The sequence below is a fragment of the Stenotrophomonas sp. 10L48 genome (genome assembly GCF_056395105.1).
On sequence record NZ_JBFTIX010000002.1, the window covers coordinates 160645 to 185392 of the forward strand.

Sequence of the window (24748 nt, forward strand, 5' to 3'; positions counted from 1 at the left end):
GATCGAACATGCGCCACCTTCTCTTTCTTGTCGTCCTGCTGCTGGCCTGGCCGCTCAACAATGCCCACGCGCAGCAGGATGACCTGCGCCGTGTGCTCGAACAGGGCAGCGAGCTGCGTCATCAGCAGCAGGACCAGCAGCGCCTGCGCCAGGCCGAGCACGAGCGACCGACCATCACCCTCGACGGCCAGCAGTACCGCGTGGAGCGCACTGTCGACGACCTCGGCCAGGCGCTCTATCTCGCGCTGCAGCACCAGCAATGGCAGGCCGCGGCCGCCTTCCTTGCCGAGTACATCGAACTGCCTGGCCACGATCCGCTGCTGCGCCACTACGCGCAGGGTGCGCTGGCGCGCGTGGGTGGTCAGCACGGCAAGGCCGCGGCCGAATACGAGGCCGTGCTCGCCGCGCAGCCGGACTTCCTGCCGGCGCGGCTGGAACTGGCGCGCGTGTATGCCGAAGACCAGCGCGACCGCGATGCCATCGCCCTGTTCGAGGCGATCGCAGCCGGCATCGATGGCGGCGACCCTGCAACGGCGGGCGTGCGTACGCGGGTGGACGGCTACCTGCAGGCCCTGCGTGCACGCCAGCGCTGGAAGGGTGGCATCGCCGCCGGCCCCGCCTGGAGCGACAACATCAACCGCAGTTCGGCCAGCCGCACCTGCCTGTTTGGTGACGGCACCACCTGCTTCATCGAACGCCGGTTGCCCGATGCACAGGCAGCGTTCGGCCTGGACTACGACGTCAGCCTGGAACGGCGCCTGCCGTTGGCCGGCCACCATGGGCTGTACCTGCGCGGCCTGGCGTTCGGCCAGGCGTGGCGTGGGCACAGCGACTACAACGAGCTCAATGCCAGCGTGCAGGCCGGCTACAGCTGGCGCAGCGCACGGCATACCTTGCTGCTGGCGCCCAGCTACGATTACCAGGGACTCGGCAACCACGCGCTGCAGGGCGGTGCCGGCATGCATGGCGAATGGCAGTTCGCCGCAGATCCGCGCAGCCTGCTGAAGCTGGAAGCCGACTGGAAACGCCAGCGCTATCGACAGCAGGGCGTGGCCAGCAACTACGACGGTGAACTGGCGGCGATCTATGCCACCTGGTTCCGCGCGCTCAACCCGCGCTGGACGGTGTTTGCCGGGGTCGACCTGAGTGACAGCAGCGCCGCCGATCCCGCCAACGGCTACCGGCAACGCGGCCTGCGCCTGGGCGCAGCGCGCCAGTGGAGCGGCACCACGGCCACGGTGTTCGTGTCGCTGCGTGAGCGTGACTACGATGCCTGGAGCCCGTTGCTGGAGGCGCGTCGGCAGGACAGCGAGCAGAACCTGATCGCCATCGTGCGCAGCGAGCGCCTGGCCGTGGCTGGGCTGGTCCCCAGCCTGAGCCTGCGTTACGCACGCATCGACAGCAACGTGGACTGGCTGTACAGCCACGACCGCAGTCTGCTGAGCCTGAAATGGGAACGGGCGTTCTGAGCCGTCGGGCGCGGCGCAAAGGGGGGGGCGCAGTCCATTAATCCCCAATTTGGCCAAATTGGGTATAGTGGCCACATATCCTTCCGCTGGAGCCGTGCCATGACCCTCCCGCTCGACCTGCCCGGCCTGGACAAGGCCCCGGCATCCTCGGTCAAGACCCGTGGCTGGCCCAGCCTGATGCGTACCGTGCGCGAGAAGCAGGCGCTGGTCATCACCAACCACAATCACCCCGAGGCGGTGATCGTGGACATCAAGACCTACCAGGAGCTGTTGGCCAGGGCCAGCGGCAGCGACAGCGAGGAGCGCAGCGACGTGCTGTCGCGCCTGCGCAGCGAGTTCGACCAGGCGCTGGCCGGGCTGCAGCAGGGTGAGGGGCTGGGCAAGGTGATGGGCAAGCCGATCCGCCGCGGCCACAAGGTCGCGCTCGGCCGTCCGCTCTGAATCATGGGGCGGATCCTGGCGTTGGCCGGCGTCAATGGCGCCGGCAAGAGTTCGCTGCTCGGCACCTGGCTGGAGGCCGACGGCCTGGGCTGGTACAACCCGGACAGCTTCACCCGGCGCCTGGTGGAGGCGGGCTGGCCGTTGGCCGACGCCAACGCCGAAGCGTGGCAGGAGGGCGCACGACGGCTGCGCCAGGCGATCGCCGACGGCAGCGACTTCGCCTTTGAAACCACCCTGGGCGGCAACACCATTCCGCGTCTGTTGCGCGAGGCCTGCAGCCAGCATGACGTGGCGATCTGGTTCTGCGGGTTGGCCACCGTCGAACTGCATGTTGCTCGCGTGGCGGCCCGCGTTGCCGCCGGTGGCCACGACATCCCGCAGGACAAGATCCGCGCACGCTTCGATTCCGCACGCGAGAACCTGTTGGCATTGATGCCGCACCTGGCCGAACTGCATGTGTATGACAACAGCGCGCCGGCCGATCGCTATGGGCGTGTTGCCCCCTTGCCGGTGCTGGCGCTGGATCGCCAGGGCCTGCAGTATCCGGTGTCGGTGGTGGAGCTGCTGCACACCCCGGACTGGGCCAAGCCCATCGTCATGCGCGCGATGGAACTGCATGCCGACAGTACGCCGCTTGCCGGCCCGCCTGTGCGATGATCCGAGCCCGCAGATTCATTGATCGAGGAACACGGATGTACGAGCGGAAGCACTGGCAGGCCACTGGCCTGCGCGCGCTGGTGGTGGCCATGGCATTGACGGTAGCGGCACCGCTGCTGGCCCAGGATGCAACGCCGGCCGATGCCAAGGTCGAGGCGCCGAACGAGCCGATGAGCTACGACAAGGCACGCCGCACCGCCGAGGCATCGCTGCGCCTGCACCCGGGCACCGACAGCCAGTACGACTACCGCCCGCTGTGGGCCGGCAATGCCGACCTCGATGGCGACGGCCGCCCGGAGATCGTCTATCTCTATACCGCGACCCAGACCGGCAGCGCGATGCAGCTCAACGAGCTGGTGGTGATGACCCCGCTGGCCGAAGGTGATGCGCGGGGCCAGGCCACGTCACCCGGCAAATCCGCCTATGACGACGAAACCTACGCGTTGATCCGCGCCTCGGGCTACGCCGATGACGCCAGCGTGCATATCCCCGGCGAAATGGAAACGATCACCATGGACGGTGACCGCATCCGCGTGACCTTCAACAGCACCCGCAGTTCGAAGCTGTGCGTGCGAGGCAAGGTGGCCTGCCCGCCGGAAGGTCAGCATGCCTGGGTGTACCGCTGGAGCCCGGGCAAGCTGACCCGCGCCGACTAGCCCTGTGCTGACGGCAGCGCCAGGCAATGCCTGGCGCCACCGCAGCCACTCAGGCCGGGGTCACCTGTTCCGGTTCGGCCACGTCCGGCAACGGCGGCAGGGCGCGGTCCACCGTGACCGGTGCATCGCTCTTCAACAACGCGGCCGCCTCCTTGTCGCAGCCCACGGCCGGCGGCGAACCGCGCAGCGGCAGGCCGGCGGTCTCCTTCACGAAGATCATCGTGATCAGGCCGATCACCGCCGCGCCCATCAGGTAGTAGGCCGGTACCAGCGGATCGCCCGTGCGTTCCACCAGCCAGGCGGTCACCAGCGGCGTGGTGCCACCAAACAGCGACACCGACACATTGAACGCAATGGACAGCGCGCTGTAGCGCACCGGCGTATAGAACAGCGCCGGCAGCGTGGACGGCATCGAACTGGTGAAGCACACCAGCGCCAGGCCCAGCAGCATCARGCCAAGGAAGATCAGCCCGTCGTTGCCGCTGCCCACCAGCAGCAGGCTCGGCACCGCCAGCACCAGCAGCGCGATGCAGGCGCCGATGATCATCGGCCGCCGGCCCAGCTTGTCGCTGAAAAGGCCACCCACGATGTTCAACGGCATCATCACCAGCATCACGATGATGATCAGCAGCAGGCCCTTGCTCTCCGCATATCCCATGGTCACGCTCAGGTAGCTGGGCATGTAGGTCAGCAGCATGTAGTCGGTCACGTTGAACACCAGCACCAGGCCCATGCAGACGATCAGCTGGCGGCCGTGCACGCGGAACAGGTCGACCAGGCCGGGGCGCTCATGGTCGCGCTTCTCGGCCTCTTCGGCGAACGCGCGGAACGCTGGCGTTTCCTCCAGCCGCATGCGCATGTACAGGCCCAGCAGGCCGAGTGGGCCGGCCACCAGGAACGGAATGCGCCAGCCCCAGTCCAGCATCTGCTCGCTGCTCAACAGCATGTGCAGTGCAGTCACCGTACCGGCACCGGCGATATAGCCGCCCAGCGTGCCGAACTCCAGCCAACTGCCCATCAGGCCGCGGTTGCGGTCGGTGGAGTACTCGGCGATGAAGGTCGCCGCGCCGCCGTACTCGCCGCCGGTGGAAAAGCCCTGCACCACGCGGGCGAGCAGCAACAGCACCGGCGCCCAGATGCCGATGCGTTCATAGGAGGGAATCAGGCCGATGGCGAACGTACCCAATGCCATCATGATCATGGTAAAGGCCAGTACCTTCTGGCGCCCGTAGCGGTCGCCCAAGGGCCCGAAGACCATGCCGCCCAGCGGGCGTACCAGGAAGGCCACCGTGAACGTGGCGAACGCGGCAATCACCTGCGCGGTGGGATTGCTGGAGGGAAAGAACACCTGGCCGATGGTGACGGCAAGATAGCCATAGACACCGAAGTCGAACCATTCCATCGCATTGCCCAGTGCAGCGGCGCCGACGGCGCGCTTGAGCATGGGTTTGTCGACAACGGTGATCTCGTCGACCTTCAGATGGCGGCGGCGTTTGAACCAGCCGAAATGGGCATGGGCATCGGAGTTGTCCTGCATGGGGACTCCCTTGGAAGAATGGAAATGGCGTTGGAATGGGCGGTACGAATGTCCCGGAATTCGGAAACGGCGATGCTGGCGCAGCAGGCGCAGGGGCATCGGATGGAAGACCCGGAAGGGGGCGAAAGGCGTGTGCGATGAAACGCCGCGCACGCAACACGCATTGCCCGCTGCCAGAACGCAGAGCGACATGCAGGACGAACGGATGGGTCCGATTACGTGTCAGCGCACGCGCGGGTGGGGCAGGCGCAGGGAACAGGCGGGGCAGGGCCCGCAGGCGTCATCCGCCGGGATCCAGCGCGAGGCGATGGAAAGGCGAGGGAGAGGCAATGATGGAAAGCGAAGCGCCGGTCGGCAGTGCTTCCCGCAGGCCAGCAACAGGTGCTGACGTGCAGTGGGTCGTGTCGATCATGCGTTCATGATAACGATTACAGTGTGAGCGTGCCGAGAATCGCGCCAGTACGAACGCAGCGTTCCATGTTGCCTGTTCATGCACATGACCCACGCACATCGAATGAACATGTTGTGCTCGCCTCGCTCACGCCCCGGCTTTTACGGTGGTCACGAACCAACGCAAGGAGTAACGCATGACCCGTCGCATTCCCGAAGGCACCCTGGTTATCGTCGCCGATGGTGGCTCGGCCCGCGTGTTCACCAACGTCGGCAACGAGCACAAGCTCACCCTGAAACAGGAAGGCGAGCTGCGCCTGCAGGACATCAGCGAACAGGGTGTGTCCGGTCAGGGCCCATCCGGTGCGGTGCCCAAGGACATGTCGATCTCGCAGCTCAACGAGGCGACCTTCGCCAAGCAGGTGGCCGAGCAGCTCAATGAAGACGCGCTCAACAACCGTTATGCGCATCTGGTGCTGATTGCCGATCCCACCACGCTGGGCCGCATCCGTCCGTTGCTGCACAAGGAGACGCAGTCTCGCTTGCTGGCCGACATCGCCAAGGATCTCACCAACGCGCCGCTGGAAGACATCCAGCGCACGCTGCAGGCGTAACCGGCATGCCCTTCATGCGTGACCCTGTGGCAGCCGAGCCGGCCCGCGCGGAGGTGGATGCGCAGGCCGGTTGGCTGTTGCTGGAATTCGGTGCACCGTGGTGCGGCCATTGCCAGGCCGCGCAACCGGCACTGCAGGCTTTCGTCGAGGCACACGATCTGCCGCACTGGAAGATCGAAGACGGCAAGGGCAAGCCGCTGGGCCGCTCGTTCCAGGTGAAGCTGTGGCCCACCGTGATCCTGTTGCGTGATGGCACGGAAGTGGCGCGCGTGGTGCGGCCGGTGGATGCGGCAGATCTTGCAACGCTGCAGAGCGCGCTGCCGGATTGAGTGGCCTCTTCAGTGGCCTTCATGGAGCCGAGCCACGCTCGGCTCATTTCCCCGGCGATGTCCGCTTCAATGCAGCGTCACCCGCACATGCTGCTCGCGCAGTTCATGCAGCAATCGCCGGCCATGCTGGCTCAACGCCATCATCGCCACAGTGATCTTCTGCAGGCTGTAGCCCGGGCGCAGATGCGCCTGCGGGTCGGCCGGTTCGTTCTCGCCGATCATCATCGCCATGCCCTCGGCGGTGTTCAGGGCGTGCTCGATGCGAAAGAACAGGGATTCCATTTCCGGGGTCAGGATGGGCGGTTCATGCGACATGCGATGGCTCCTTGAGGGGACGTGGCCACCGCAAGGGTGGCGGGCGGTGCGGGGTTGGAACTTCGGCTGAGCTCTGGGAAAAGCCGGAGGGCCATGCGGCCGCCGCGCACCGCCCGCCGTAGTCACGGCAAGCAGCTCCCAAAGCCCGTTTCGGGGTTCCACACCCGGCAGCGGTGTTCGCGCTGCGCGGATATCCTGCACACGCATTGGCGGTCTGTTCCACCCGGCACTGCATCTGAAAGTCTCCAATTACGGGCTGATTTTTTCTCGGTAGTGCCCATTCCGACAACCGCTTGCGCGTTCGCATCGAAATGGGCCCGCCAGGCTTGGCAGCATCCCTTCAATTCCAGTGTCGATCCATCCAATCGGTTGCAGATGCATGCGTTGAAGGCGGCATCCGCACTGCAGCATGCGACACCGTCACCCCGGTGCTAGGATCTGACCACCACCTGAATCGATCCAAATGCCGATGCCCACGCTGGACCGTCGTCTCCTGATCGCTGTCGCCGCCACGGCGATGTTCGCCTCCGGCCTGGCTGCGGCCGCCCCGGCCAAGACCGCCGCCGACAAGGCCTATGCCTCGGTCGATCCCTTTATTGGCACCGGCGGTGAGGGGCATACCTACCCCGGCGCAACGGTGCCGTTCGGCATGGTCCAGCTCAGCCCGGACACGCGCATCCAGCCGCGCGAGAAGGCCTACGGCTGGGCGGCGGGCTACCGTTACGACGACAGCAGCATCGTCGGTTTCTCGCACACGCACTTTTCCGGCACCGGTCATTCCGATTTGGGCGACATCCTGCTGATGCCGTTCACCGGCAACCCTGGCCTGGAGCGCGGCGACCCCGAAAAGCCACGCAGCGGTTACGCCTCGCGTTTCCGCCACGATGACGAGAAGGCCGAACCGGGCTATTACGCGGTCACCCTGGACGACTACAAGGTGCGCGCCGAGCTGACCACCAGCGCCCGCGTGGGCGTGCATCGCTATGCGTTCCCGAAGGGCAGCGAAGCCAAGGTGCTGCTGGACATGCGTACCAGCATGTATGACTACCCGGGCAAGATCCTGTGGTCGCGGGTACGCGTGCGTGGCGATGGCACCATCACCGGCTTCCGCGAGACGCGTGGCTGGGCCGCCGGCCGCCAGCTGTATTTCGCGATGCGCTTCTCGCGACCGCTGGCCAGCCACGCGCTGCACAACACCGAAAAGGACATCGTCTACAAGGGCTTCGCGCCCCCGGGCGAGAAGGACCCGGCGCAGCGCGCGCAGATCGAGGGGCGGCAGCTGGTGGGCACCTTCGACTTCGGCAAGCTGGATGCACCGCTGGTGGTGAAGGTGGCCATTTCGCCGGTCAGCGAGGCGGGCGCCATCGCCAACCTCGATGCGGAAGTGGCCGACTTCGATTTCGACCGTGTGCGCGCGCAGGCGAAGCAGGAGTGGACGCAGGCGTTGTCGGTGCTGGATATCGAAGCACCGGAACACGCGCGTCGCAGCGCGTACACCGCGCTGTACCACACGCTGCTGGGGCCGACGCTGTTCATGGATGCCGACGGCCAGTACCGCGGCGCGGACAACGCCGTGCACCAGGCCAAGGGCTACACGAACTATTCGACGTTCTCGCTGTGGGATACCTACCGGGCGCTGCATCCGCTGCTGACCCTGGTGCAGCCGGAGAAGCGCAACAGCGATTTCGTCAATTCCATGCTGGCCCATCACGAGCACAGCCCTTACGGCATGCTGCCGGTGTGGTCGTTCCATGGCCTGGAAGACTGGTGCATGATCGGCTACCACGCGGTGCCGGTGATCGCCGATGCCTACGTGAAGGGTATTCGCGGCTTCGACGCGGACAAGGCGCTGAAGGCGATGGTGCAGACTGCCAACTACGGCCCTTACGATGGCATCGCCCAGTACCGTGAGCTGGGCTACGTGCCGATCGACGAGGAGGGCGAAGCAGCCAGCAAGACGCTGGAATACGCGTTCGATGACTGGACCATCGCGCGCATGGCGCAGGCGATGGGCAAGGCCGATGTCGCCGCAACCTTCGACAAGCGCGCGGGCAACTGGCGCAACGCCTTCGACAAGGACACCGGCTTCATGCGTGCGCGCAAGCGCGATGGCAGCTTCCGTACGCCGTTCGACCCCAGCGCCAGTGGCTACGGCACCGACTACACCGAAGGCAATGCCTGGCAGTACTCATGGTACGTGCCGCAGGATGTGGCCGGCCTTGCCGCAGCGCATGGTGGCAGTGACAGACTGCTGGCGCGCCTGGATGAAGTGTTCAACGCGAAGGTCGATCCGGCCATCTTCGAGCACATGGAAGACATCACCGGCCTGATCGGCTGGTATGCGCATGGCAACGAGCCCAGCCACCACGTCGCCTACCTGTACTCGCATGCCGGCCAGCCGTGGCGCACGCAGGCACGCCTGAAGCAGATCATGGACACGCAGTATGCCGATCGTCCCGATGGCCTGGCCGGCAACGATGACGTGGGCCAGATGTCGGCGTGGTACGTGTTCACCGCGCTGGGTTTCTACCCGGTAGCGCCGGGCTCGGGCGAGTACATCCTCGGCCGCCCGTTCCTGCCGAAGACCGCAATGCGGCTGCCCAACGGCAAGACCTTCACCATCGTGGCCGAAGGACTGGACGACAAGCACACCTATGTCGGCAGCGTGACCCTCAACGGCACGCCGTTGCAGCGCACGTTCCTGCGCCACGATGAGATCCTGGCCGGTGGCGAGCTGCACTTCACCATGCAGGCCGAACCGAACAAGGACTGGCCGGGGCAGGGCGCGCAGGTACCGTATTCGATGAGCCGGTGACACCCACGGTAGCGCCGGGCCATGCCCGGCGGTTGAGGGGCGGCGCCAACCAAGGTTGGCGTCTACCGGAACCGCGCACACCGCATTGAGGCGCCCTTGGTAGATGCCAACCTTGGTTGGCATGCCGCGCGCCCACCAAGGTGGGCGACTACCGATGTGGCGTGATCTGGTAGATGCCAACCTTGGTTGGCATGCCGGGCGCCCACCAAGGTGGGCGACTACCGATGTGGCGTGATCTGGTAGATGCCAACCTTGGTTGGCATGCCGCGCGCCCACCAAGGTGGGCGACTACCGATGTGGCGTGATCTGGTAGATGCCAACCTTGGTTGGCATGCCGGGCGCCCACCAAGGTGGGCGACTACCGATGCGGCATGATCTGGTAGATGCCAACCTTGGTTGGCACGCCGCTACACCATCCCACCATTGGCCCGCAGCACCTGGCCATTGATCCAGCCGCCATCGGCACCGGCCAGGAACGCCACCGCGCCGGCGATGTCTTCCGGCGTACCCAGCCGCTCCAACGGATTCATCTTCGCCAGCCGATCAATCAGTTCCGGCGACTTCCCGTCCAGGAACAGATCGGTGGCGGTCGGCCCGGGCGCCACCGCGTTCACGGTGATGCCGCGCCCACGCAGTTCCTTGCTGAGAATCGCGCCCATGGTCTCCACCGCGGCCTTGCTGGCGGCATACACGCTGTAGTTTTCCAGCTTGATGCCAACCACGCTGGTGGACAGGGTGACGATGCGACCACCGTCGCGCACGCGCCGCGCGGCCTCGCGCAGCACATTGAATGCACCCTTGAGGTTGATGCCGATCACACGGTCGAACAGGGCATCATCGCTGTCGGCCAGTGCGGCCAACTGCAGCACGCCGGCACTGTTGACCACCACATCGATGCCACCGAAGCGTGCCTCGATGGCGTCGAACAGCGCGTGCACGGCCTGCGGTTCGGCGACATCGGCCTGCAGGGCGATGGCATGCCCTCCGCTGGCGGTCAGTTCGGCAGCCAGTGCTTCGGCCTCATTACGGCGGCCGGCATAGTTGATCACCACGGCATGGCCGTCGGCGGCCAGCCGGCGCGAGATGGCAGCGCCGATGCCACGGGAGCCCCCGGTGACCAGGGCGACAGAGCGGGAAGCAGAGGAGGTCATGGCAGATTCCAGAAGTGCGCGCCGGCATGGCGCACGGCCATCTTGGTCTCTCCGCCGTCGCGGATAATCATGGATAATCCGGAAACATCATCCGGCCGCCCGAACAATGGACAGATTCACCGCCCTGCGTGCGTTCGTGCGGATCGTCGAACGCCGCAGCTTCAGCCGTGCCGCCGAAGACCTGGGGCTGCCGCGGGCCACGGTGACCGACGCGATCAAAGCACTGGAGCAGCGTCTGGGCGTGCGCCTGCTGCATCGGACTACGCGCGTGGTGGTGCCGACGCTGGAAGGCGAGGCCTTCTACGGCCGCTGTCTGCGCCTGATCGCGGACATGGACGATGCCGAAGCCGCGTTCCGTGACGTGCCGCCACGCGGGCCGCTGCGCATCGAGGTGCACGGTACGCTGGGGCGCCACCTGTTGTTTCCGCATCTGCCGGATTTCCTGCAGCGGTACCCGGACATCGAACTGGAGGTCAGCGAGGGCGACCGCTATGTCGACCTGCTGCGCGAGGGGGTGGATGGGGCCATCCGCGTGGGCACCCTGGCCGACAGCGATCTGGCCGCACGGCGCCTGGCGTTGCTGCGCGAGGTCACGGTGGCGTCGCCCGCCTACGTGAAGTCACACGGGCGGCCGGAAAACATCGCGTCGCTGGCGGCGGGACACCAGATGGTCGGCTACCGTTCCAGCGCCACCGGCCAGCTCATTCCGCTGGAGTTCCAGCAGGGCGGGCAGGTTCGCCACGTGCCGCTGCCGGCACGCGTGCGGGTGTCCGGTGCCGACGCCTTCCTCGGTGCCGCGTTGGCCGGGTTGGGCATCATCCAGGCACCGCGCTACCGGATGGACCCTTACATCGCGCGCGGGCAGTTGCTGGAGCTGTTGCCCGGGATGCCACCCACACCGAGCCCGGTCAGCCTGGTCTATCCGCGCAACCGTACGCCATCGCCGCGGCTGCGGGTGTTCATCGACTGGGTGGCGGCTGTGTTCGAGCACGCAGGCTGACGCCGACCTATCGGTCAACCCAGGCCGGGCAGCGGCGCGTGCGATGACACCAGCTGGCGGTCGCGCAATGCCTGCCAGAACGCGGTGGGAATCGTCGCCCCGGCCAACGCCAGGTTCTCGGCGATGCGCTCGGGACGGCTTGCACCGGGAATCGCCGCTGCCACTGCCGGGTGCGCCAGCGAGAACTGCAGCGCGGCGGCGCGCAGGTCCACCTGGTGTTCTGCCGCAACGTCGCGCAATGCCTGCACGCGGGCCAGCACCTCTGGCGTGGCGGTCTGGTATTCGTAATGCGCGCCGCCGGCAAGGATGCCGGAGTTGTACGGCCCGCCGACCACGATGCCGACGCCACGTGCAACGCTGTCCGGCATCAACCGCTGCAGGGCCTCTTCGTGGTCGAGCAGGGTGTAGCGCCCGGCAATCAGGAAGCCATCCGGGTCGGCCTGCTGCAGCGCCATCTCGCAGGGCTGCACGCGGTTGACGCCCAGGCCCCAGGCCCTGATGACACCTTCCTCACGCAGGCGGGTGAGCGCCACGGCGGCGCCGTCCATCGCCTGCTGGAAGACCTCCTTCCAGGCATCGCCATGGAAGTCACGCGCCGGATCATGGATCCAGACGATGTCCAGGCGATCGGTACGCAGGCGCTGCAGGCTCTCCTCGATCGCGCGCAGGGTGCCGTCAGCGCTGTAGTCGTAGACGATGCGGTTGGGCAGGCCATGCTCGAACAGGCCACCTTTCTCACCAAGGTCACGCCGGGTGGTGTCTTCCACCTCGTCCAGCACACGGCGGCCGACCTTGCTGCTCAGTACATAGGCATCACGGTCGTGATGCTGCAGGGCCTCGCCCAGGCGCAGTTCGGCCAGGCCAGCGCCGTACATCGGTGCGGCGTCGAAGTAGCGGATGCCCTGCTGCCAGGCTGCCTCGACGGTATCCAGCGCCTCCTGCTGGGGAATGTTGCGGTACATGTTGCCCAACGGTGCGGTGCCGAAGCCGATGGGCGAGGGAATGGAAAGTCGCATGGGAATCTCGTGGGGAAGGGACATTCAGTCGTGCGGGGGCAGCGCCTGCAGCGTGCCCTGCATGCGGTGGAAGCGGCCGTCGGTGGCGGTGAACCACGCCAGCGAATGGCCGTGCAGGAAGTCATCGACGTGCACCACGGTGGCACCGTCGGCTTCCTGCCAGGAAATGGCATAGATGCCCTCGGCAACCTGCCGCCACTCGCAGCTGGCTTCGCCGTGGGCACCGGCATAGATACCGGAGACGATGGCGTAGTGCACGCGATGGCCATCAGCGCTGTAGCGGTTGTCGGCGGCCAGGCCGTCATAGCTGACCCGGAACCGGCGACCGGCAAACATCGGCGGGGCGTCGCTCATCGGATCGCCACCGGGTTGATGTTGACCTGGGTGGAGCCGACGTACAGCGGCTGGCCGAGCACGAACAGGAATTCCCACGCCTTGTCGCGCACCAGCGCGCGGCTGTCGATCAGTTCCAGGTTGTAGATGCCGCGCTTGGCCAGCATGTACTGGTTCACCGGGAACTCGTCGGCGCCGTGCGGATTGGGGTAGACCTCCGAGGCCCAGGTGTCACCGCCGAAGGCGACGATGCCCTGGTCGGCCAGCCACTTCGCCGCGTCCATGCCGATGCCCGGCTCGACCTCCAGGAACTGCGCGTTGTCCTTGCCGATCAGCTCCAGCCAGCCGGTGTTGAACAGCACCACATCGCCCTTGCGCAGGGTCAGGTGCTGCTGCTTCAGCACGGCCTGGATGTCGGCGACGCTGAACTCGGTGCCGCCGGGCACGATGGCCTTGCCGTAGTACGCGGTCATGTCCAGCACCACGCCGCGTGTGACCAGCGGCGGCACCTTCTCCACGCCCAGCCTGCGCACGCCATCGACGCTGACGAAGTCGGCGGCCTTGTTGCCGTTGTAGTAGACGTTGTCGATGCCGATGTGACCAATGCCGTTGAGCTGGGTGCCGACACCGGTCCAGGCGTTCACCAGTTCATCGTTGAAGGTGAATCTGTTCGGGCCCAATGACTTGCCGGCCTGTTGCCCGACCTGCACGTTGTACAGGCGGAAGCTGCGATGGCGAAAGGCGGGCAGGTTCTTGTCCACCGGTACCGCCAGCGGATACGTCTTGCCGGTCTTCACCAGCGACACCGCCTGCTTGACCACATCGGCGGTGAGCAGGTTGGCCGCGCCGATCTCATCGTTGGCGCCGTATGCCGAGGGATACCAGTCCGCAGCGAGAGCGGCGGAGGGCAGCGGGAGCGAGGCCAGTGCAAGCAGGGCCAGGGAGGTGATGTTCATTGCGGGGCTCCAGTGCCGGTCACGCATGCGCCGCGAACTGCGGCAGCACGTACTCGGCGATTTCGTGGAAGGTGTCGGCCAAAGGCCGTTCGTTGCGGCGGAAGTGCAGGCCGATGTGATCGACGCCGGCGGCCTGCATCGCCTGCAGTTCGGCCAGCAGCGCATTGCGGCCGCCGCGCAGGCCGAAGCGCCAACGCTGCAGCGGTGCGTCGGCCCGTTCCAGCAGATCCAGGTGGATGAAGCTTGCATAGGGTTTGTTGCCGGCTACCGCGCGCCACGCCGCCACGCGGTGGGCATGTTCCTGGGGCGTGCCGGGGTAAGCCAGGCAGCCGTCCATATGTGCGCCGATCCAGGCCGGCTGCTGCTGCGCCAGGCCGGCCACCAGCAGCGGCAGCGCCCGACCATCGGCAGGCAGTACTTCCAACCCCTGCGGCAGCCGTGCAGCGGTGCCTTCGCGCAGCAGCCCGATCTGCTCGCGGAAGCGCGTGCCACGGGTGTCGAAGTCGCGGCCGAACAGCGGGTACTCCACCGGCCGGTCGCCGCTGGCAACGCCCAGCAGCAGGCGATCGCCACTGAGCTGCTGTACGCTGCGTGCCGACTTCAACGTCAGCAGAGGTTCGCGGATCGGCAGCACCACCGCGCCGGTCCCCAACAGGATCTCTTCGGTGATGCCGGCCAGGTAGCCGAGATAGGTGAACACTTCGAACACCTGCGCGGCATCGCCGAATGCCGGGTCGTACACCGGCACGTCGCGCACCCACAGCGCACGGAAGCCGAGGCGGTCGGCCAGCCTGGCAAGGTCGGCGTGCTGCTGCAGGTCCGGTTCGCCCGGCAGGCGGCGCGCAATGCGTCGTGCCTGTTCGCCCAGCGGCGTCCAGTCGTTGTCCAGCGGCGCTTCAATGCCAATGCTGAAGCCGCCCGCCTGCAGTCGTGTCAACGCAGTAGCCATCAGCGCGTGCTCCTCAGTCCCAGGCAGGCGCCAGGCCCGGCGGGTCGACTTCGCGGCCGTTGCGTTCAAGTGCGGCGATCGCAGCCATGTCTTCGGCATCCAGCTGCAGCTCGCGGGCAAGCAGGTTGCTGGCCAGGTTTTCGCGCTTGGTCGAGGAAGGAATGACGGCGTAACCCAGCTGCAGCGCCCAGGCCAGTGCGACCTGCGCCACCGTGGCCTGGTGCTTGTCGGCGATGGCGGCCAGCACCGGGTCCTTCAGTACCTTGCCGTAGGCCAGGGTCATGTAGGAGGTCACCGCGATGCCCTGTTCCTGCAGGAAAGCGGTCAATGCCGGGTTCTGCAGATAGGGGCTGAGCTCGATCTGGTTGGTGGCGATCTGGCCCTGGCCAACTACGGCGATGACCTGGCGGGTCAGTTCGATGTTGAAGTTGGATACGCCGATCTGCCGGGTCAGGCCCAGCGTCTTTGCTTCGGCCAGTGCGGTCATGTACTCGCGCAGCGCGACCGCGCTGCCCGGTGCCGGCCAGTGGATCAGCAGCAGGTCGACATGGTCGGTGCGCAGCTTGGCCAGGCTCTCGCGCAGGCTCGGCAGCAGTCTGTCGGCGGCATGGTTGTCGACCCAGATCTTGGTGGTGATGAACAGTTCGTCGCGCGGTACACCGGATTCGGCGATGGCCTGGCCGACCTCGGCTTCATTGCCGTAGATCTGCGCGGTGTCGATGGCGCGATAGCCGAGCTCGAGGGCGTTGCGCACTGAGTCGATGACGGTCTGGCCGGTAAGGCGGAACGTGCCGACGCCAAAGGAAGGAAGGGTCATGGGAACTCCAGCTGGGTAGGGAGCGGCGTGCTCCGATGGGGGCCAGTCTGGTCGCTTTACATTTGCAGATTAAGCCGTGTATACGGGAAATGCTTTTGCGCCGAGGTAAAGAATGAAAACCACCCTGGATGAGCTGAAGGCGTTTGTCGCCGTGGTCGACAGCGGCTCGATCACAGCCGCCGCCGAGGTGCTGGGACTGACCATCTCGGCCACCAGCCGCACCCTGGCGCGCTTGGAGGACAAGCTGCAGACCACGCTGCTGCGGCGGACCACGCGACGGCTGGAGCTGACCGAAGAGGGCGCGGCGTTCCTGGAATACGCGCGTACGATCCTGGCCACGGTGGACGAAGCCGAGGAACAGATGGCGGCGCGCCGGCAGCAACCGGTAGGGCGGTTGCGGGTGGATGCAGCCACGCCGTTCATGCTGCACGTGATCGTGCCGCTGCTGGCCGGCTTCCGCGAGCGCTATCCACAGGTGCAGTTGGAGCTGAACTCCAACGAGGGCATCACCGACCTGATCGAGAAGCGCACCGACGTGGCGTTCCGCATCGGCGTGCTGCGCGATTCCACCCTGCATGCGCGGCCGATCGGCCACAGCCGCATCCGCGTGGTCGCCAGCCCGGAGTACCTGCGGCAGTACGGTACGCCCACCCGCATTGCGCAGCTGCGCGCGCACGCGCTGCTGGGTTTCACCCATCCGGGTTCACTCAACGAGTGGCCGCTGCCCGACGCCGATGGCGGTCCATTGGTGATCCAGCCGGCCATTGCATCTTCCAGCGGAGAAACGCTGCGGCAGATGGCGGTGAACGGGCTGGGCATCGCCTGCCTGTCCGATTTCCTGACCCGCCAGGACCGGCGCGAAGGGCGCCTGGTACAGCTGTTCGCCAAGCAGACCCAGGAGGTCCGCCAGCCGATCAACGCGGTGTACTACCGCAACACCGCGCTGGCCGCGCGCATCACCTGTTTCGTCGACCACGTGACGCAGACGCTGGGTCAACGCCCGTTCGACGAATAGCGTCCTGGTGGCCGGCGGACAGCCCGCGCTAGGCCGCCGCTTGTGAGCGGGCATCAGCCGGCGGGCCGCAGGGCCCGCCGGTTGCGCAGATGTGCGGTGGCCAGCATCACCCCACCACAGGCGGTGGCAGCGCCGTGCCAGAGCAGCGATTCCTTCAACGGCAGGTACAGCGAGGCGGACAGCAACAGGATCGCGCCTGCCAGGGCCACGCACAGCGGCAGGGCGCGTCGATGGCGGCGCTGGCCGGCGGCGGTGCTGAGCAGGGCGATCGACGAGGCCAGCAGCGCGAACAGCCATTCCCAGCGCGACATCACCAGCAGTGCGGTCATCGCGCCATGGCCAGGGTGCTGGAACGAGCGCAGCGCCATCATCGCCGCCGGCGTGAAGGCCAGCAGCAGGGGCAGGGCCACGCAATGCGCGGCACAGGCCAGCGACAGCCATGCGCCTGCCAGATCGAAACGGGGATGCCAGCGTGCCGAAGCTGGCGGTTGGGTGCGGGCCCTTGCGGGCGAGATCGGGATGTGGTCCATAATGTTACATAGTAACAATATGGAGCCGCCCGATGAAACGTTCTGCCGCCCTTCTGCTGCTGCTTGCTGCCCATTCTGCGAACGCCCACGACGTGCGCCATCACGGTGCTCATGTCCATGGCCAGGCCGATGTCGATCTGGCCGTGGACCAAGGAACGCTGGAACTGGCACTGCGTGCGCCCGGCATCGGCATCCTCGATTTCGAGCGACCGCCGGCCGACAGCCGCGAACAGGCCGCATTGGCGCGGGCGCGATCGATCCTGCAGAGCGGCAGCTGGGTCACGTTGCCGACCGCTGCGCAGTGCCGGTTGGACCATGCCGAGGCGACGGCGGAGGGCTTTGCGCCAGTGGCTGTGGCAGCACAGCCAGGCCAGCACACGCACGCTGGATTCACCGCCGCACTGCGCTACCACTGCGCCAACCCGGCAGCACTGCGCGGGCTGGCATTGCCGCTGCCTACGCTGTTTCCGGGGCTGCACGAGGTGATCGTCAACACCGCAACATCGACCGGGCAAGGCCGAAGCGTGGTTACTGCTGACAGCCTGCGGGTGCCGCTGGCGCCATGAATGACGATGCCATCATCGACCTGCAGGGCGTGCAGTTCGGCTACTCAGGCCGTGCAGTGCTGGACATCGCACAGCTGCAGGTGCGCGCAGGCAGCAGCGTGCTGCTGCGCGGGACCAGCGGCTCGGGCAAGAGCACGCTGCTGGGCCTGCTGGCGGGCATTCTGCTGCCGGCGAGCGGCAGCATCCGGGTTGCCGGCCATCGGGTGAACACGCTCGGTGCCGCCGCGCGCGATCGTTTCCGTGCCGACCAGCTGGGCGTGATCTTCCAGCAGTTCAACCTGCTGCCGTTCCTGAGCGTGCGCAACAACATCGCCCTGGGCGTGCGCTTTTCGCCATTGCGCAACGCGCGCATTGAAGGTGGGCTGGACGCGGAAATCGCGCGTCTGCTGCGTGCGCTGCAGCTCGATCCGGCACTGATGCCGCGCGCGGCAGGCACGCTCAGCGTCGGCCAGCAGCAGCGCGTTGCCGCTGCCCGTGCCCTGATCGGTCGCCCGGCGGTACTGCTGGCCGACGAACCGACCTCGGCGCTGGATCCCGAAGCGGCCACGGCGTTCGTGCAGCTGATGTCCGCGCAGTGCCGCGCCGCTGGCACCACCGCGCTGGTGGTCAGCCACGATGACCGCCTGCAGCCGTTGTTCGACCAGGTGTTGTCGCTGGGTGATCTGAACCGGGCAGGGGGTGCACATGTTTGAGTTGGCCTGGGCCAGCCTGCGCAGCCGCGCCTTGAGCGTGAGCCTGACCGTGCTGGTCATCACCCTGAGCGTGGTCCTGCTGCTGGGCGTGGAACGTATCCGCACGCAGGCCCACGAAGGCTTTGCCAGCACCGTCTCGGGTACGGACCTGATCGTGGGCGCACGCTCGGGGCCGGTGAACCTGCTGCTGTACTCGGTCTTCCACATCGGCGACCCGACCAACAACGTGTCCTGGCAGTCCTACCAGGAACTGTCCACGCTGCCGCAGGTGATATGGGCGGTGCCGCTGTCGCTGGGCGATTCCTGGCGTGGCTATCGGGTGATCGGCACCACCGCCGGCTATTTCGAACATTACCGGCATGGCGCAGGGCATGCGCTGGCATTCGCGCAGGGCCAGCCGTTCGACGACCTGTATGACGCGGTGGTCGGCGCTGAAGTCGCGCAGGCCGCGCACATCGGCCTGGGCACTGAGATCGTGCTGGCCCATGGCACCGGTGCGGTAACGCTGGCCACGCATGCCGACAAGCCGTTCCGCGTGGTCGGCATCCTGCAGCGTACCGGCACGCCGGTGGATTCGTCCGTGCTGGTGTCATTGCCGGCGATCGAAGCGATCCATGTCGATTGGCGCTCCGGCGTGCAGTTGCGCAGCCAGCATGTCAGCGCAGAACAGGCACGGCAGCTTGACCTGACCCCGACCAGCATCACCGCCTTCATGCTCGGGCTGAACTCGCGCATCGCCACCTTCGGCGTGCAGCGCAGCATCAACGAGTATCCGGACGAAGCACTGCAGGCGATCCTGCCCGGCGTGACGTTGCAGCAGCTGTGGCAGTCGCTGGGCACTGCCGAGCGCGCGCTGCAGCTGATCAGTGCGATGGTGGTGCTGCTGGGCATGGTGTCACTGATGGCGCTGCTGGTATCGACGCTGCAGGAACGCCGCCGTGAGATGGCGGTGCTGCGCGCCACCGGTGCGCGTCCGGCCTATGTGGCCTGCCTGCTGGTCGTTGAGGCCGTGGCCACTGCAGCAATGGCCTGCGCGTTGGCGCTGGCGGTGCTGACCTGTGCCAGCGCGGCCGGGCGCAGCTGGGCGCTGGCCAATTTCGGTCTGTCGATCACCCACGTCTGGCCGGACGCGCGCGAACTGGCCTGGGTGGGCGGCGTGCTGCTGATCAGCGCGGTTGCCGGCCTGCTGCCTGCGCTGCTGGCCTACCGGCGCACCCTGGCCGATGGCCTGGCGCCTGCGTCGTGAGCGCGGGCGTGCGCTGGTTGCTGCTGGTTGCGGCAATGCTGCTGGCCGCCTGCACGCGGCCGACCGATACCGGTGTGCAGGCACTGCCGCCGTCGCCGGTACAGAGCAATGCTGGCACGCAAAGCGAGCAGGAACTGGACTGGCTGCAGATGCTGCCCAGCGACGAACTGGCAGCACTCGAGCGCGGTGAGGGGCCGGAGGTGCAGCACAACGGCAACCGGCGCATGGCCCAGTTCGGTACGTTCCGTACGGTGGACGCGGTACTGGATCGCGCAGTGCGGTTGCCGGGCTACGTGGTGCCTTTGGCCAACGCGGCAGATGGCCGACTGGTCGAATTCCTGTTCGTGCCGTACTACGGCGCGTGCATCCACGTACCACCGCCGCCACCGAACCAGATCGTGCATGTGGTGCTGCCGCGGCCGATCGCCATGCCCGACATGTACTCGCCGTTCTTCCTGGCAGGCGTGCTGCGCGCCGAGCGGGTGGACGATGATCTTGCCGGCTCGGCCTACAGCATGGCCGACGCCGAACTGAGGCCTTATGAACCGTAGCGCGAAGCTGCTTGCCGGTGCTCTTGCCGCTGTACTGCTGGCCAGTTGTGGCCGGCCCGTCGTGGACGCCTTACCGCCACAGGCCAACAATGCTGCTGCGTCGCCGGTGGCGGCGTCTGCAGTGATCGACCGCTGGGACGCGCTGATGCCCGAGGAGGACAGCTTCCAGCGTCCACCGCCGCAGATCGGGCTGTCACGTGGCAATGGCATGGACGGGGTGGGGGGCTTGATCGACGATACGGGTTCGGGCTCGCTGCCTGGGCAGGCCATCGATCACTCCAGCCCGCTACGCGCGCAGCAGTTCGGCTCGTCGGCGGTGGTCGATGGCGTGGACGGACGTGCGCTGGACCTGGATGGCTATGTGGTGCCGCTGGCGATGAACGACGCCGGGCAGGTGGACGAACTGCTGTTCGTGCCGTTCTATGGCGCGTGCATCCACGTGCCGCCGCCACCGCCGAACCAGATCATCCATGTGACCCTGGCCACCCCCATCACGATGGGCGCGCTGTGGGATCCCTACCGGCTGTCAGGGCGCCTGCAGGTGAAGCACTTCGAGGCGGATATCGCCAGCGCGTCCTATGACGCTGCCGCAGCGACGCTTTCCGCGATCAGCCGATGACGAGCACCCGATGACGAGGCGCCGCGCACGCACCGTCGCGCTGCTGATCGTGGTGTTGCTGCTGGCAGGCACCGGGGTGGCGCTGCTGTGGAACGCAACGCACGCGCCCTCGCCACCGGCCGTTGCATTTCCCGCACCAGTGGCGGAAGCGCAGGCACGCATCGAACATCACCTGGCGGCCGACAAGGCCTTTCGTGATGACCTGCTGTTCCTGCTGGTGGCGACGCTGCGCGACCGCTGCGAACCAGCGCAGGCGGGAGTGCTGGCGCGCATGGCCAACCGTGCGTCGCTGCCGGTGCTGGCGGCGGTCAGCGCCGTGACCGCGCAGGATGCGAGCCTGGACCGACCGATCTACCAGTACATCCAACACCGCGCCGACGCCACCGGCTGCGGTCAGCCACTGCGCGTGCCGGCAGGCGAAGGCGGCACTATCGAGGTGGACATCGAACAGTACGCGCGCACCTTCCCGGACAGCTACTTCGATCCGCAGCGCAGCAGTGTGCCGCGTGACTTCGGCGCGCGTCCGCTGGCGGAACGCGCCGGCAACGCCTGCAACAGCGTGGTCTATTCGGTGCTGCCGCTGGGAGGGGGCGATTGGCGCTGCAGCACGCTGCGCAGCAACGCCCGCGCGCGGGTGCGTGTGCTGTGCGAAGACCAGATGCAACGGCAGCACGGCCATCTGCGGGGAGAGCTGGATGCCGCAGTGGGACGCGCCATGCAGGATCCGATCGTGCAGGCGGTCGCTGCCTTGCCTGCGGAGTGCAGGTAGGCCCCGGGTCATGAGGCAGGGAGCATTGCACCTCCCGGCAGCTGAATGGATCTGACTGGTAGCCCCATAACTATACAGGATGTCCTGTATAGTTATGGATGTACTCCTTCCCCATCCAGGTTCCCATGGCTCTCTCCCAGCCCTTGGACGGTGCTCCGTCCCTGTCGCGCGCCCGACGCTGGTCGCTGCTGTTCACCGTTGCCGCCGGCCTGCTGCTGGTCACGCTGGACAACTCGGTGCTGTATACCGCGCTGCCGACCCTGACCGAGGAGCTGTCGGCCAGTGCCGGGCAGGCGCTGTGGATCATCAACGCCTACCCGCTGGTGATGGCCGGTCTGCTGCTGGGCGCTGGCACCCTGGGTGACCGCATCGGCCACCGCCGGATGTTCCTGGTCGGGCTGGTGGTGTTCGGCATCGCCTCGTTGGCAGCGGCGTTCTCTGCAACCGCAGGGCAGCTGATCGCCGCGCGTGCCTTCCTCGCCGTGGGTGCGGCGGCGATGATGCCGGCCACGCTGGCCTTGATCGGGCTCAGCTTCCATGAAGAACGCGAGCGCAACATCGCCATCGCGATCTGGGGTTCGGTGGCCATCGTCGGTGCGGCGCTGGGGCCGATCATCGGTGGCTTGCTGCTGCAGCACTTCTGGTGGGGCTCGGTGTTCCTCATCAATGTGCCGGTGGTAGTGGTCGCTTTCATCGCGACCCTGCTGCTGGCGCCGGAAGGGCAGCGCGACAGCACCCGCCCATGGGACCTGCTGTCCTCGCTGCTGGCATTGGCCGCGCTGTCGGGCCTGGTACTGGCGATCAAGTCGCTGATCGCCACGCCGCCCTCGTACAGCGTGGGCGCGGTCTCGCTGCTGCTGGCGATCATCTCCGGCATCGCCTTCAGCCGCCGCCAGCAGCAGCTGCCTTATCCGCTGCTGGATTTCGCCATCTTCCGCAATCCGGCCTTCCTTGCCGGCACCCTGTCGGCGGTGTTCACCCTGTTTGCGATGGCCGGGCTGCAGCTGCTCACCACCCAGCGTTTCCAGCTGGTGGCCGGCCTCAGCCCGTTGCAGGCGGGCCTGCTGGTATCGGTGGCGGCGCTGGGCAGCCTGCCCAGCGCGTTGCTGGGCGGCAGCGTGCTGCATCGCGTCGGCCTGCGTCCGCTGATCTGCGGCGGTCTTGCGGCCGGTGCGGTAGGTGTGGGCGTGGTGGCGCTGGGCTTCCCGCATGGGCTGGGCTGGGTGGTGGCCGGCATGGCGATCACCGGCTTCGGCATGGGTGCTGCCATCTCGGTGGCGTCCACCGCCATCCTCAACAACGTGCCGCCGCATCGTGCGGGCATGGCCTCGTCGGTGGAGGAAGTGTCCTACGAGTTCGGCGGTCTGCTGGCCGTCGCACTGCTGGGCAGCCTGAGCGCTGCGATGTACGGCGCTTTCCTGCCGGAGTCGGCGGGTATTCCCGCCGCCGCGCGCGAGGGCTTCACCCAGGCGCTGCACGTGGCGCGTGAGGTGGGGCAGGGCGAGTGGTTCGCGCTGGCCACCGCGGCCTACGATCGCGGTTACCAGATCGTGCTGCTGGTGATCAGTGCGGTGCTGGCGGCCGGCGCGGTGATCATCGCGCGCCTGCTGCGTGGACGCGCCGGTGGCCGCGACGGCGCCGCCGATCGCGTAAAATAACGGCATGAGAACCAGCAAGCGCGAGCGCATCCTCGACGCCGCCGTCAGCGTGATCAACCGCGACGGGGTGCGTGCGGTCACCTTTGAATCGGTGGCGGCCGAGGCGCAGTTGACCCGTGGCGGCCTGCTGTACCACTTTCCTTCGCGCGAAGCGTTGCTGCGCGGCATCGACGAGCACCTGGTGCAGAGCTGGGAAGCATCGATGGAGGCGCTGCTGGGCAAGTCGGCCGGCGAGGCCACTGCGCTGGAGCGCTACCAGACCTTCGTGCGTGTGTCGGCGCAGAGTGCCACCCGGGCCGAGCTGATGTTCATGCTGGACTCGGTGGACCCCGAATTCCCCAGCGAGCGGCCGTGGGCACCGGTGGTGCAGCGCTGGGCGCCTTCGCCACCGGCCGCCGGCAGCGACGATCCGGCGGCGCTGGATAATTTCGTGGCGCGGCTGGCCGCCGATGGCCTGTGGATCTACGAGGCCATGTACGAAGGCCAGCTGGACGAGAACGTGCGCGCGCAGGTGACCGAACGGATCGGCGGGCTGCTCTCTCCCGAACGGTCCCGCAAGGCGTAGCAGCCAGTCCATCCGCTGAGGGCGCCCGTCAGGCAGGTGGATGCCCGTGCAGGCCATCCCCCTGCAGCCGCTCCGGGTGGGTATACACGTTGAAGCCTTCTTCGCGGGCGAAGCCCACCAGGCACAGGCCGGCACTGCGGGCCAGATCGATGGCCAGCGCAGTGGGGGCCGAGACGGCGGCCAGTACGCTGGCACCGGCGCGCGCGGCCTTGCTGACCATTTCGTAGCTGGCACGGCTGGATACCACCAGCAGGCCGCCATCGATGCTGTGTTCGTTGTGGTGCAGTGCACCGATCAGCTTGTCCAGCGCATTGTGGCGGCCGACGTCTTCGCGCACCCAGCCGATGCGGCCACTGGCATCGGCCCAGGCCGCTGCATGGGTCGAACCACTGGCAGCATTCATCGGCTGGCGTAGGGCCAGCCCAGCCAATGCCCGCTGCAGTGCAGCCGTCTGATACGTGCGGCGGTCCTTTACCGGAGGCAGCGGACGCAGCACGTCCTCCAGCTGGCGCGCACCGCACAACCCACAGCCGCCGCGACCCGGCAGCAGGCGCCCGTTGTCAGGATCCAGTGCGGCGCCGGGGGCGTCGGCGGACACGCTCATATTCAGCTCGATGCCCTCCAGTTGTGGCTGCACCTGGATGGACAGCAACTGGTCAGGACGCTCGATCAACCCTTCGCTGAGCGAGAAGCCCAGCGCGAAATCCTCCAGGTCGCATGGCGTGGCCATCATCACCGCGAAGGCCGCGCCGTTATAACGCATCGCCACCGGTACTTCTTCGGCGATCGTATCGACCCGTTGCTCCTGCCCCGTGCTGCGCCAGCGCTGCAGCGTGCGCAGGGCCGTGCCGGCGGGCGGGGGCGAAGGCAACGTCGATCCGGGCATGCGGCACATCCTGGGTAAAGCAGAAGGGCAGGCTACGCCCGGAGGATAGCGCAGCCATCCAGTGAAGACGCGGCGGTAACCGTTGCCATGGCAGCCTGCTGTACCCGGGCCGGGCCATGGCGCTGGGGTTGCCGGTGTGCTTGACTGGCCACGGCAGCCGGGCGCGAGCCCGGCTCTGCTGGCAGGCACACCACCAACGCAGGTTC

Annotated in this window: 27 protein-coding genes; 17 read left to right on the plus strand and 10 right to left on the minus strand. The window is 67.1% G+C overall.

Going from position 1 to position 24748, the window contains the following annotated elements:
• Positions 1 to 8: 8 nt before the first annotated feature.
• From AC1DCU_RS04090 to AC1DCU_RS04105, 4 genes are all read left to right on the plus strand, one after another.
• The gene (locus AC1DCU_RS04090) at positions 9 to 1469 is read left to right on the plus strand and encodes a surface lipoprotein assembly modifier (protein WP_478013497.1); all 1461 of its coding nucleotides are present in this window, start codon (positions 9 to 11) and stop codon (positions 1467 to 1469) included.
• 99 nt (positions 1470 to 1568) lie between these two features.
• Positions 1569 to 1910, plus strand: a complete 342-nt coding sequence (locus tag AC1DCU_RS04095) for a type II toxin-antitoxin system prevent-host-death family antitoxin (RefSeq protein ID WP_025874396.1) — start codon at positions 1569 to 1571, stop codon at positions 1908 to 1910.
• A 3-nt stretch (positions 1911 to 1913) separates the two neighbouring features.
• Positions 1914 to 2567, plus strand: coding sequence for an ATPase (locus AC1DCU_RS04100; RefSeq protein WP_099842614.1), 654 nt, complete (start codon positions 1914 to 1916; stop codon positions 2565 to 2567).
• Positions 2568 to 2602: 35 nt separating this feature from the next.
• A complete protein-coding gene (locus tag AC1DCU_RS04105; protein WP_313444657.1) occupies positions 2603 to 3223 on the plus strand; it encodes a hypothetical protein in 621 nt (206 codons plus the stop codon).
• Between the two features lie 49 nt (positions 3224 to 3272).
• Here AC1DCU_RS04105 and proP read toward each other — a convergent pair whose 3' ends face one another.
• A complete protein-coding gene (gene proP / locus AC1DCU_RS04110; RefSeq protein WP_025874399.1) occupies positions 3273 to 4760 on the minus strand; it encodes a glycine betaine/L-proline transporter ProP in 1488 nt (495 codons plus the stop codon).
• A gap of 587 nt (positions 4761 to 5347) precedes the next feature.
• On the opposite strand from proP, the gene AC1DCU_RS04115 reads away from it, so the two are divergent.
• Positions 5348 to 5764 carry a baeRF12 domain-containing protein gene (locus AC1DCU_RS04115; RefSeq protein WP_032974590.1) on the plus strand — a complete coding sequence of 139 codons (417 nt, stop codon included), beginning with the start codon at positions 5348 to 5350 and terminating at the stop codon, positions 5762 to 5764.
• A 5-nt stretch (positions 5765 to 5769) separates the two neighbouring features.
• On the plus strand, positions 5770 to 6093 hold the full coding sequence (locus tag AC1DCU_RS04120; protein WP_442251783.1) for a thioredoxin family protein: 324 nt from the start codon (positions 5770 to 5772) through the stop codon (positions 6091 to 6093).
• Positions 6094 to 6159: 66 nt separating this feature from the next.
• Here the strand turns inward: AC1DCU_RS04120 and AC1DCU_RS04125 are convergent, their stop codons facing one another.
• A complete protein-coding gene (locus AC1DCU_RS04125; protein ID WP_025874402.1) occupies positions 6160 to 6408 on the minus strand; it encodes a hypothetical protein in 249 nt (82 codons plus the stop codon).
• A 463-nt stretch (positions 6409 to 6871) separates the two neighbouring features.
• Between AC1DCU_RS04125 and AC1DCU_RS04130 the strand changes: the two genes are divergently transcribed.
• Positions 6872 to 9223, plus strand: coding sequence for a GH92 family glycosyl hydrolase (locus AC1DCU_RS04130; protein WP_442251784.1), 2352 nt, complete (start codon positions 6872 to 6874; stop codon positions 9221 to 9223).
• Positions 9224 to 9630: 407 nt separating this feature from the next.
• On the opposite strand, the gene AC1DCU_RS04135 is transcribed toward AC1DCU_RS04130, so the two are convergent.
• Positions 9631 to 10374, minus strand: coding sequence for an SDR family oxidoreductase (locus AC1DCU_RS04135; RefSeq protein WP_442251785.1), 744 nt, complete (start codon positions 10372 to 10374; stop codon positions 9631 to 9633).
• 106 nt (positions 10375 to 10480) lie between these two features.
• Between AC1DCU_RS04135 and AC1DCU_RS04140 the strand changes: the two genes are divergently transcribed.
• A complete protein-coding gene (locus tag AC1DCU_RS04140; protein ID WP_312963620.1) occupies positions 10481 to 11374 on the plus strand; it encodes a LysR family transcriptional regulator in 894 nt (297 codons plus the stop codon).
• Between the two features lie 14 nt (positions 11375 to 11388).
• On the opposite strand, the gene AC1DCU_RS04145 is transcribed toward AC1DCU_RS04140, so the two are convergent.
• The 5 genes from AC1DCU_RS04145 to dkgB are packed head-to-tail and all read right to left on the minus strand — an operon-like array spanning position 11389 to position 15445.
• Positions 11389 to 12390, minus strand: coding sequence for an aldo/keto reductase (locus AC1DCU_RS04145; RefSeq protein WP_442251786.1), 1002 nt, complete (start codon positions 12388 to 12390; stop codon positions 11389 to 11391).
• A gap of 24 nt (positions 12391 to 12414) precedes the next feature.
• Positions 12415 to 12744 (minus strand): MoaF-related domain-containing protein, encoded by a 330-nt coding sequence (locus AC1DCU_RS04150; RefSeq protein WP_248150006.1) that lies wholly within the window; start codon positions 12742 to 12744, stop codon positions 12415 to 12417.
• Positions 12741 to 13679, minus strand: coding sequence for a cyclase family protein (locus AC1DCU_RS04155; protein ID WP_312963627.1), 939 nt, complete (start codon positions 13677 to 13679; stop codon positions 12741 to 12743). The genes AC1DCU_RS04150 and AC1DCU_RS04155 overlap by 4 nt, the downstream gene beginning before the upstream one ends.
• Before the next feature lie 19 nt (positions 13680 to 13698).
• Complete coding sequence (locus tag AC1DCU_RS04160) at positions 13699 to 14628, minus strand: TIGR03571 family LLM class oxidoreductase (RefSeq protein WP_442251787.1); 930 nt, start codon at positions 14626 to 14628, stop codon at positions 13699 to 13701.
• A 13-nt stretch (positions 14629 to 14641) separates the two neighbouring features.
• Entirely contained in the window at positions 14642 to 15445 is an 804-nt protein-coding gene (gene dkgB / locus AC1DCU_RS04165; RefSeq protein WP_442251788.1) for a 2,5-didehydrogluconate reductase DkgB, read from the minus strand.
• A gap of 112 nt (positions 15446 to 15557) precedes the next feature.
• Between dkgB and AC1DCU_RS04170 the strand changes: the two genes are divergently transcribed.
• A complete protein-coding gene (locus AC1DCU_RS04170) occupies positions 15558 to 16460 on the plus strand; it encodes a LysR substrate-binding domain-containing protein (RefSeq protein WP_032974599.1) in 903 nt (300 codons plus the stop codon).
• A gap of 53 nt (positions 16461 to 16513) precedes the next feature.
• Here AC1DCU_RS04170 and AC1DCU_RS04175 read toward each other — a convergent pair whose 3' ends face one another.
• Entirely contained in the window at positions 16514 to 16990 is a 477-nt protein-coding gene (locus AC1DCU_RS04175; protein WP_105164158.1) for a MerC domain-containing protein, read from the minus strand.
• 32 nt (positions 16991 to 17022) lie between these two features.
• On the opposite strand from AC1DCU_RS04175, the gene AC1DCU_RS04180 reads away from it, so the two are divergent.
• From AC1DCU_RS04180 to AC1DCU_RS04215, 8 genes are all read left to right on the plus strand, one after another.
• Positions 17023 to 17556, plus strand: coding sequence for a ZrgA family zinc uptake protein (locus tag AC1DCU_RS04180; protein WP_025874415.1), 534 nt, complete (start codon positions 17023 to 17025; stop codon positions 17554 to 17556).
• Positions 17553 to 18248 (plus strand): ATP-binding cassette domain-containing protein, encoded by a 696-nt coding sequence (locus tag AC1DCU_RS04185; protein ID WP_025874416.1) that lies wholly within the window; start codon positions 17553 to 17555, stop codon positions 18246 to 18248. Before AC1DCU_RS04180 ends, AC1DCU_RS04185 begins: the two co-directional genes overlap by 4 nt.
• Positions 18241 to 19494 (plus strand): ABC transporter permease, encoded by a 1254-nt coding sequence (locus AC1DCU_RS04190; RefSeq protein WP_478013498.1) that lies wholly within the window; start codon positions 18241 to 18243, stop codon positions 19492 to 19494. Before AC1DCU_RS04185 ends, AC1DCU_RS04190 begins: the two co-directional genes overlap by 8 nt.
• 35 nt (positions 19495 to 19529) lie before the next feature.
• Positions 19530 to 20045, plus strand: coding sequence for a DUF3299 domain-containing protein (locus AC1DCU_RS04195; protein WP_425602701.1), 516 nt, complete (start codon positions 19530 to 19532; stop codon positions 20043 to 20045).
• Positions 20035 to 20664, plus strand: coding sequence for a DUF3299 domain-containing protein (locus AC1DCU_RS04200; protein ID WP_442251790.1), 630 nt, complete (start codon positions 20035 to 20037; stop codon positions 20662 to 20664). Before AC1DCU_RS04195 ends, AC1DCU_RS04200 begins: the two co-directional genes overlap by 11 nt.
• A gap of 10 nt (positions 20665 to 20674) precedes the next feature.
• Positions 20675 to 21433 (plus strand): hypothetical protein, encoded by a 759-nt coding sequence (locus tag AC1DCU_RS04205; protein ID WP_442251791.1) that lies wholly within the window; start codon positions 20675 to 20677, stop codon positions 21431 to 21433.
• Positions 21434 to 21558: 125 nt separating this feature from the next.
• Positions 21559 to 23091 (plus strand): MFS transporter, encoded by a 1533-nt coding sequence (locus tag AC1DCU_RS04210; protein WP_080148668.1) that lies wholly within the window; start codon positions 21559 to 21561, stop codon positions 23089 to 23091.
• Between the two features lie 4 nt (positions 23092 to 23095).
• The gene (locus tag AC1DCU_RS04215; protein WP_025874422.1) at positions 23096 to 23656 is read left to right on the plus strand and encodes a TetR/AcrR family transcriptional regulator; all 561 of its coding nucleotides are present in this window, start codon (positions 23096 to 23098) and stop codon (positions 23654 to 23656) included.
• Between the two features lie 28 nt (positions 23657 to 23684).
• Here the strand turns inward: AC1DCU_RS04215 and fdhD are convergent, their stop codons facing one another.
• Positions 23685 to 24542, minus strand: coding sequence for a formate dehydrogenase accessory sulfurtransferase FdhD (fdhD, locus tag AC1DCU_RS04220; RefSeq protein WP_312965027.1), 858 nt, complete (start codon positions 24540 to 24542; stop codon positions 23685 to 23687).
• Positions 24543 to 24748: the final 206 nt, after the last annotated feature.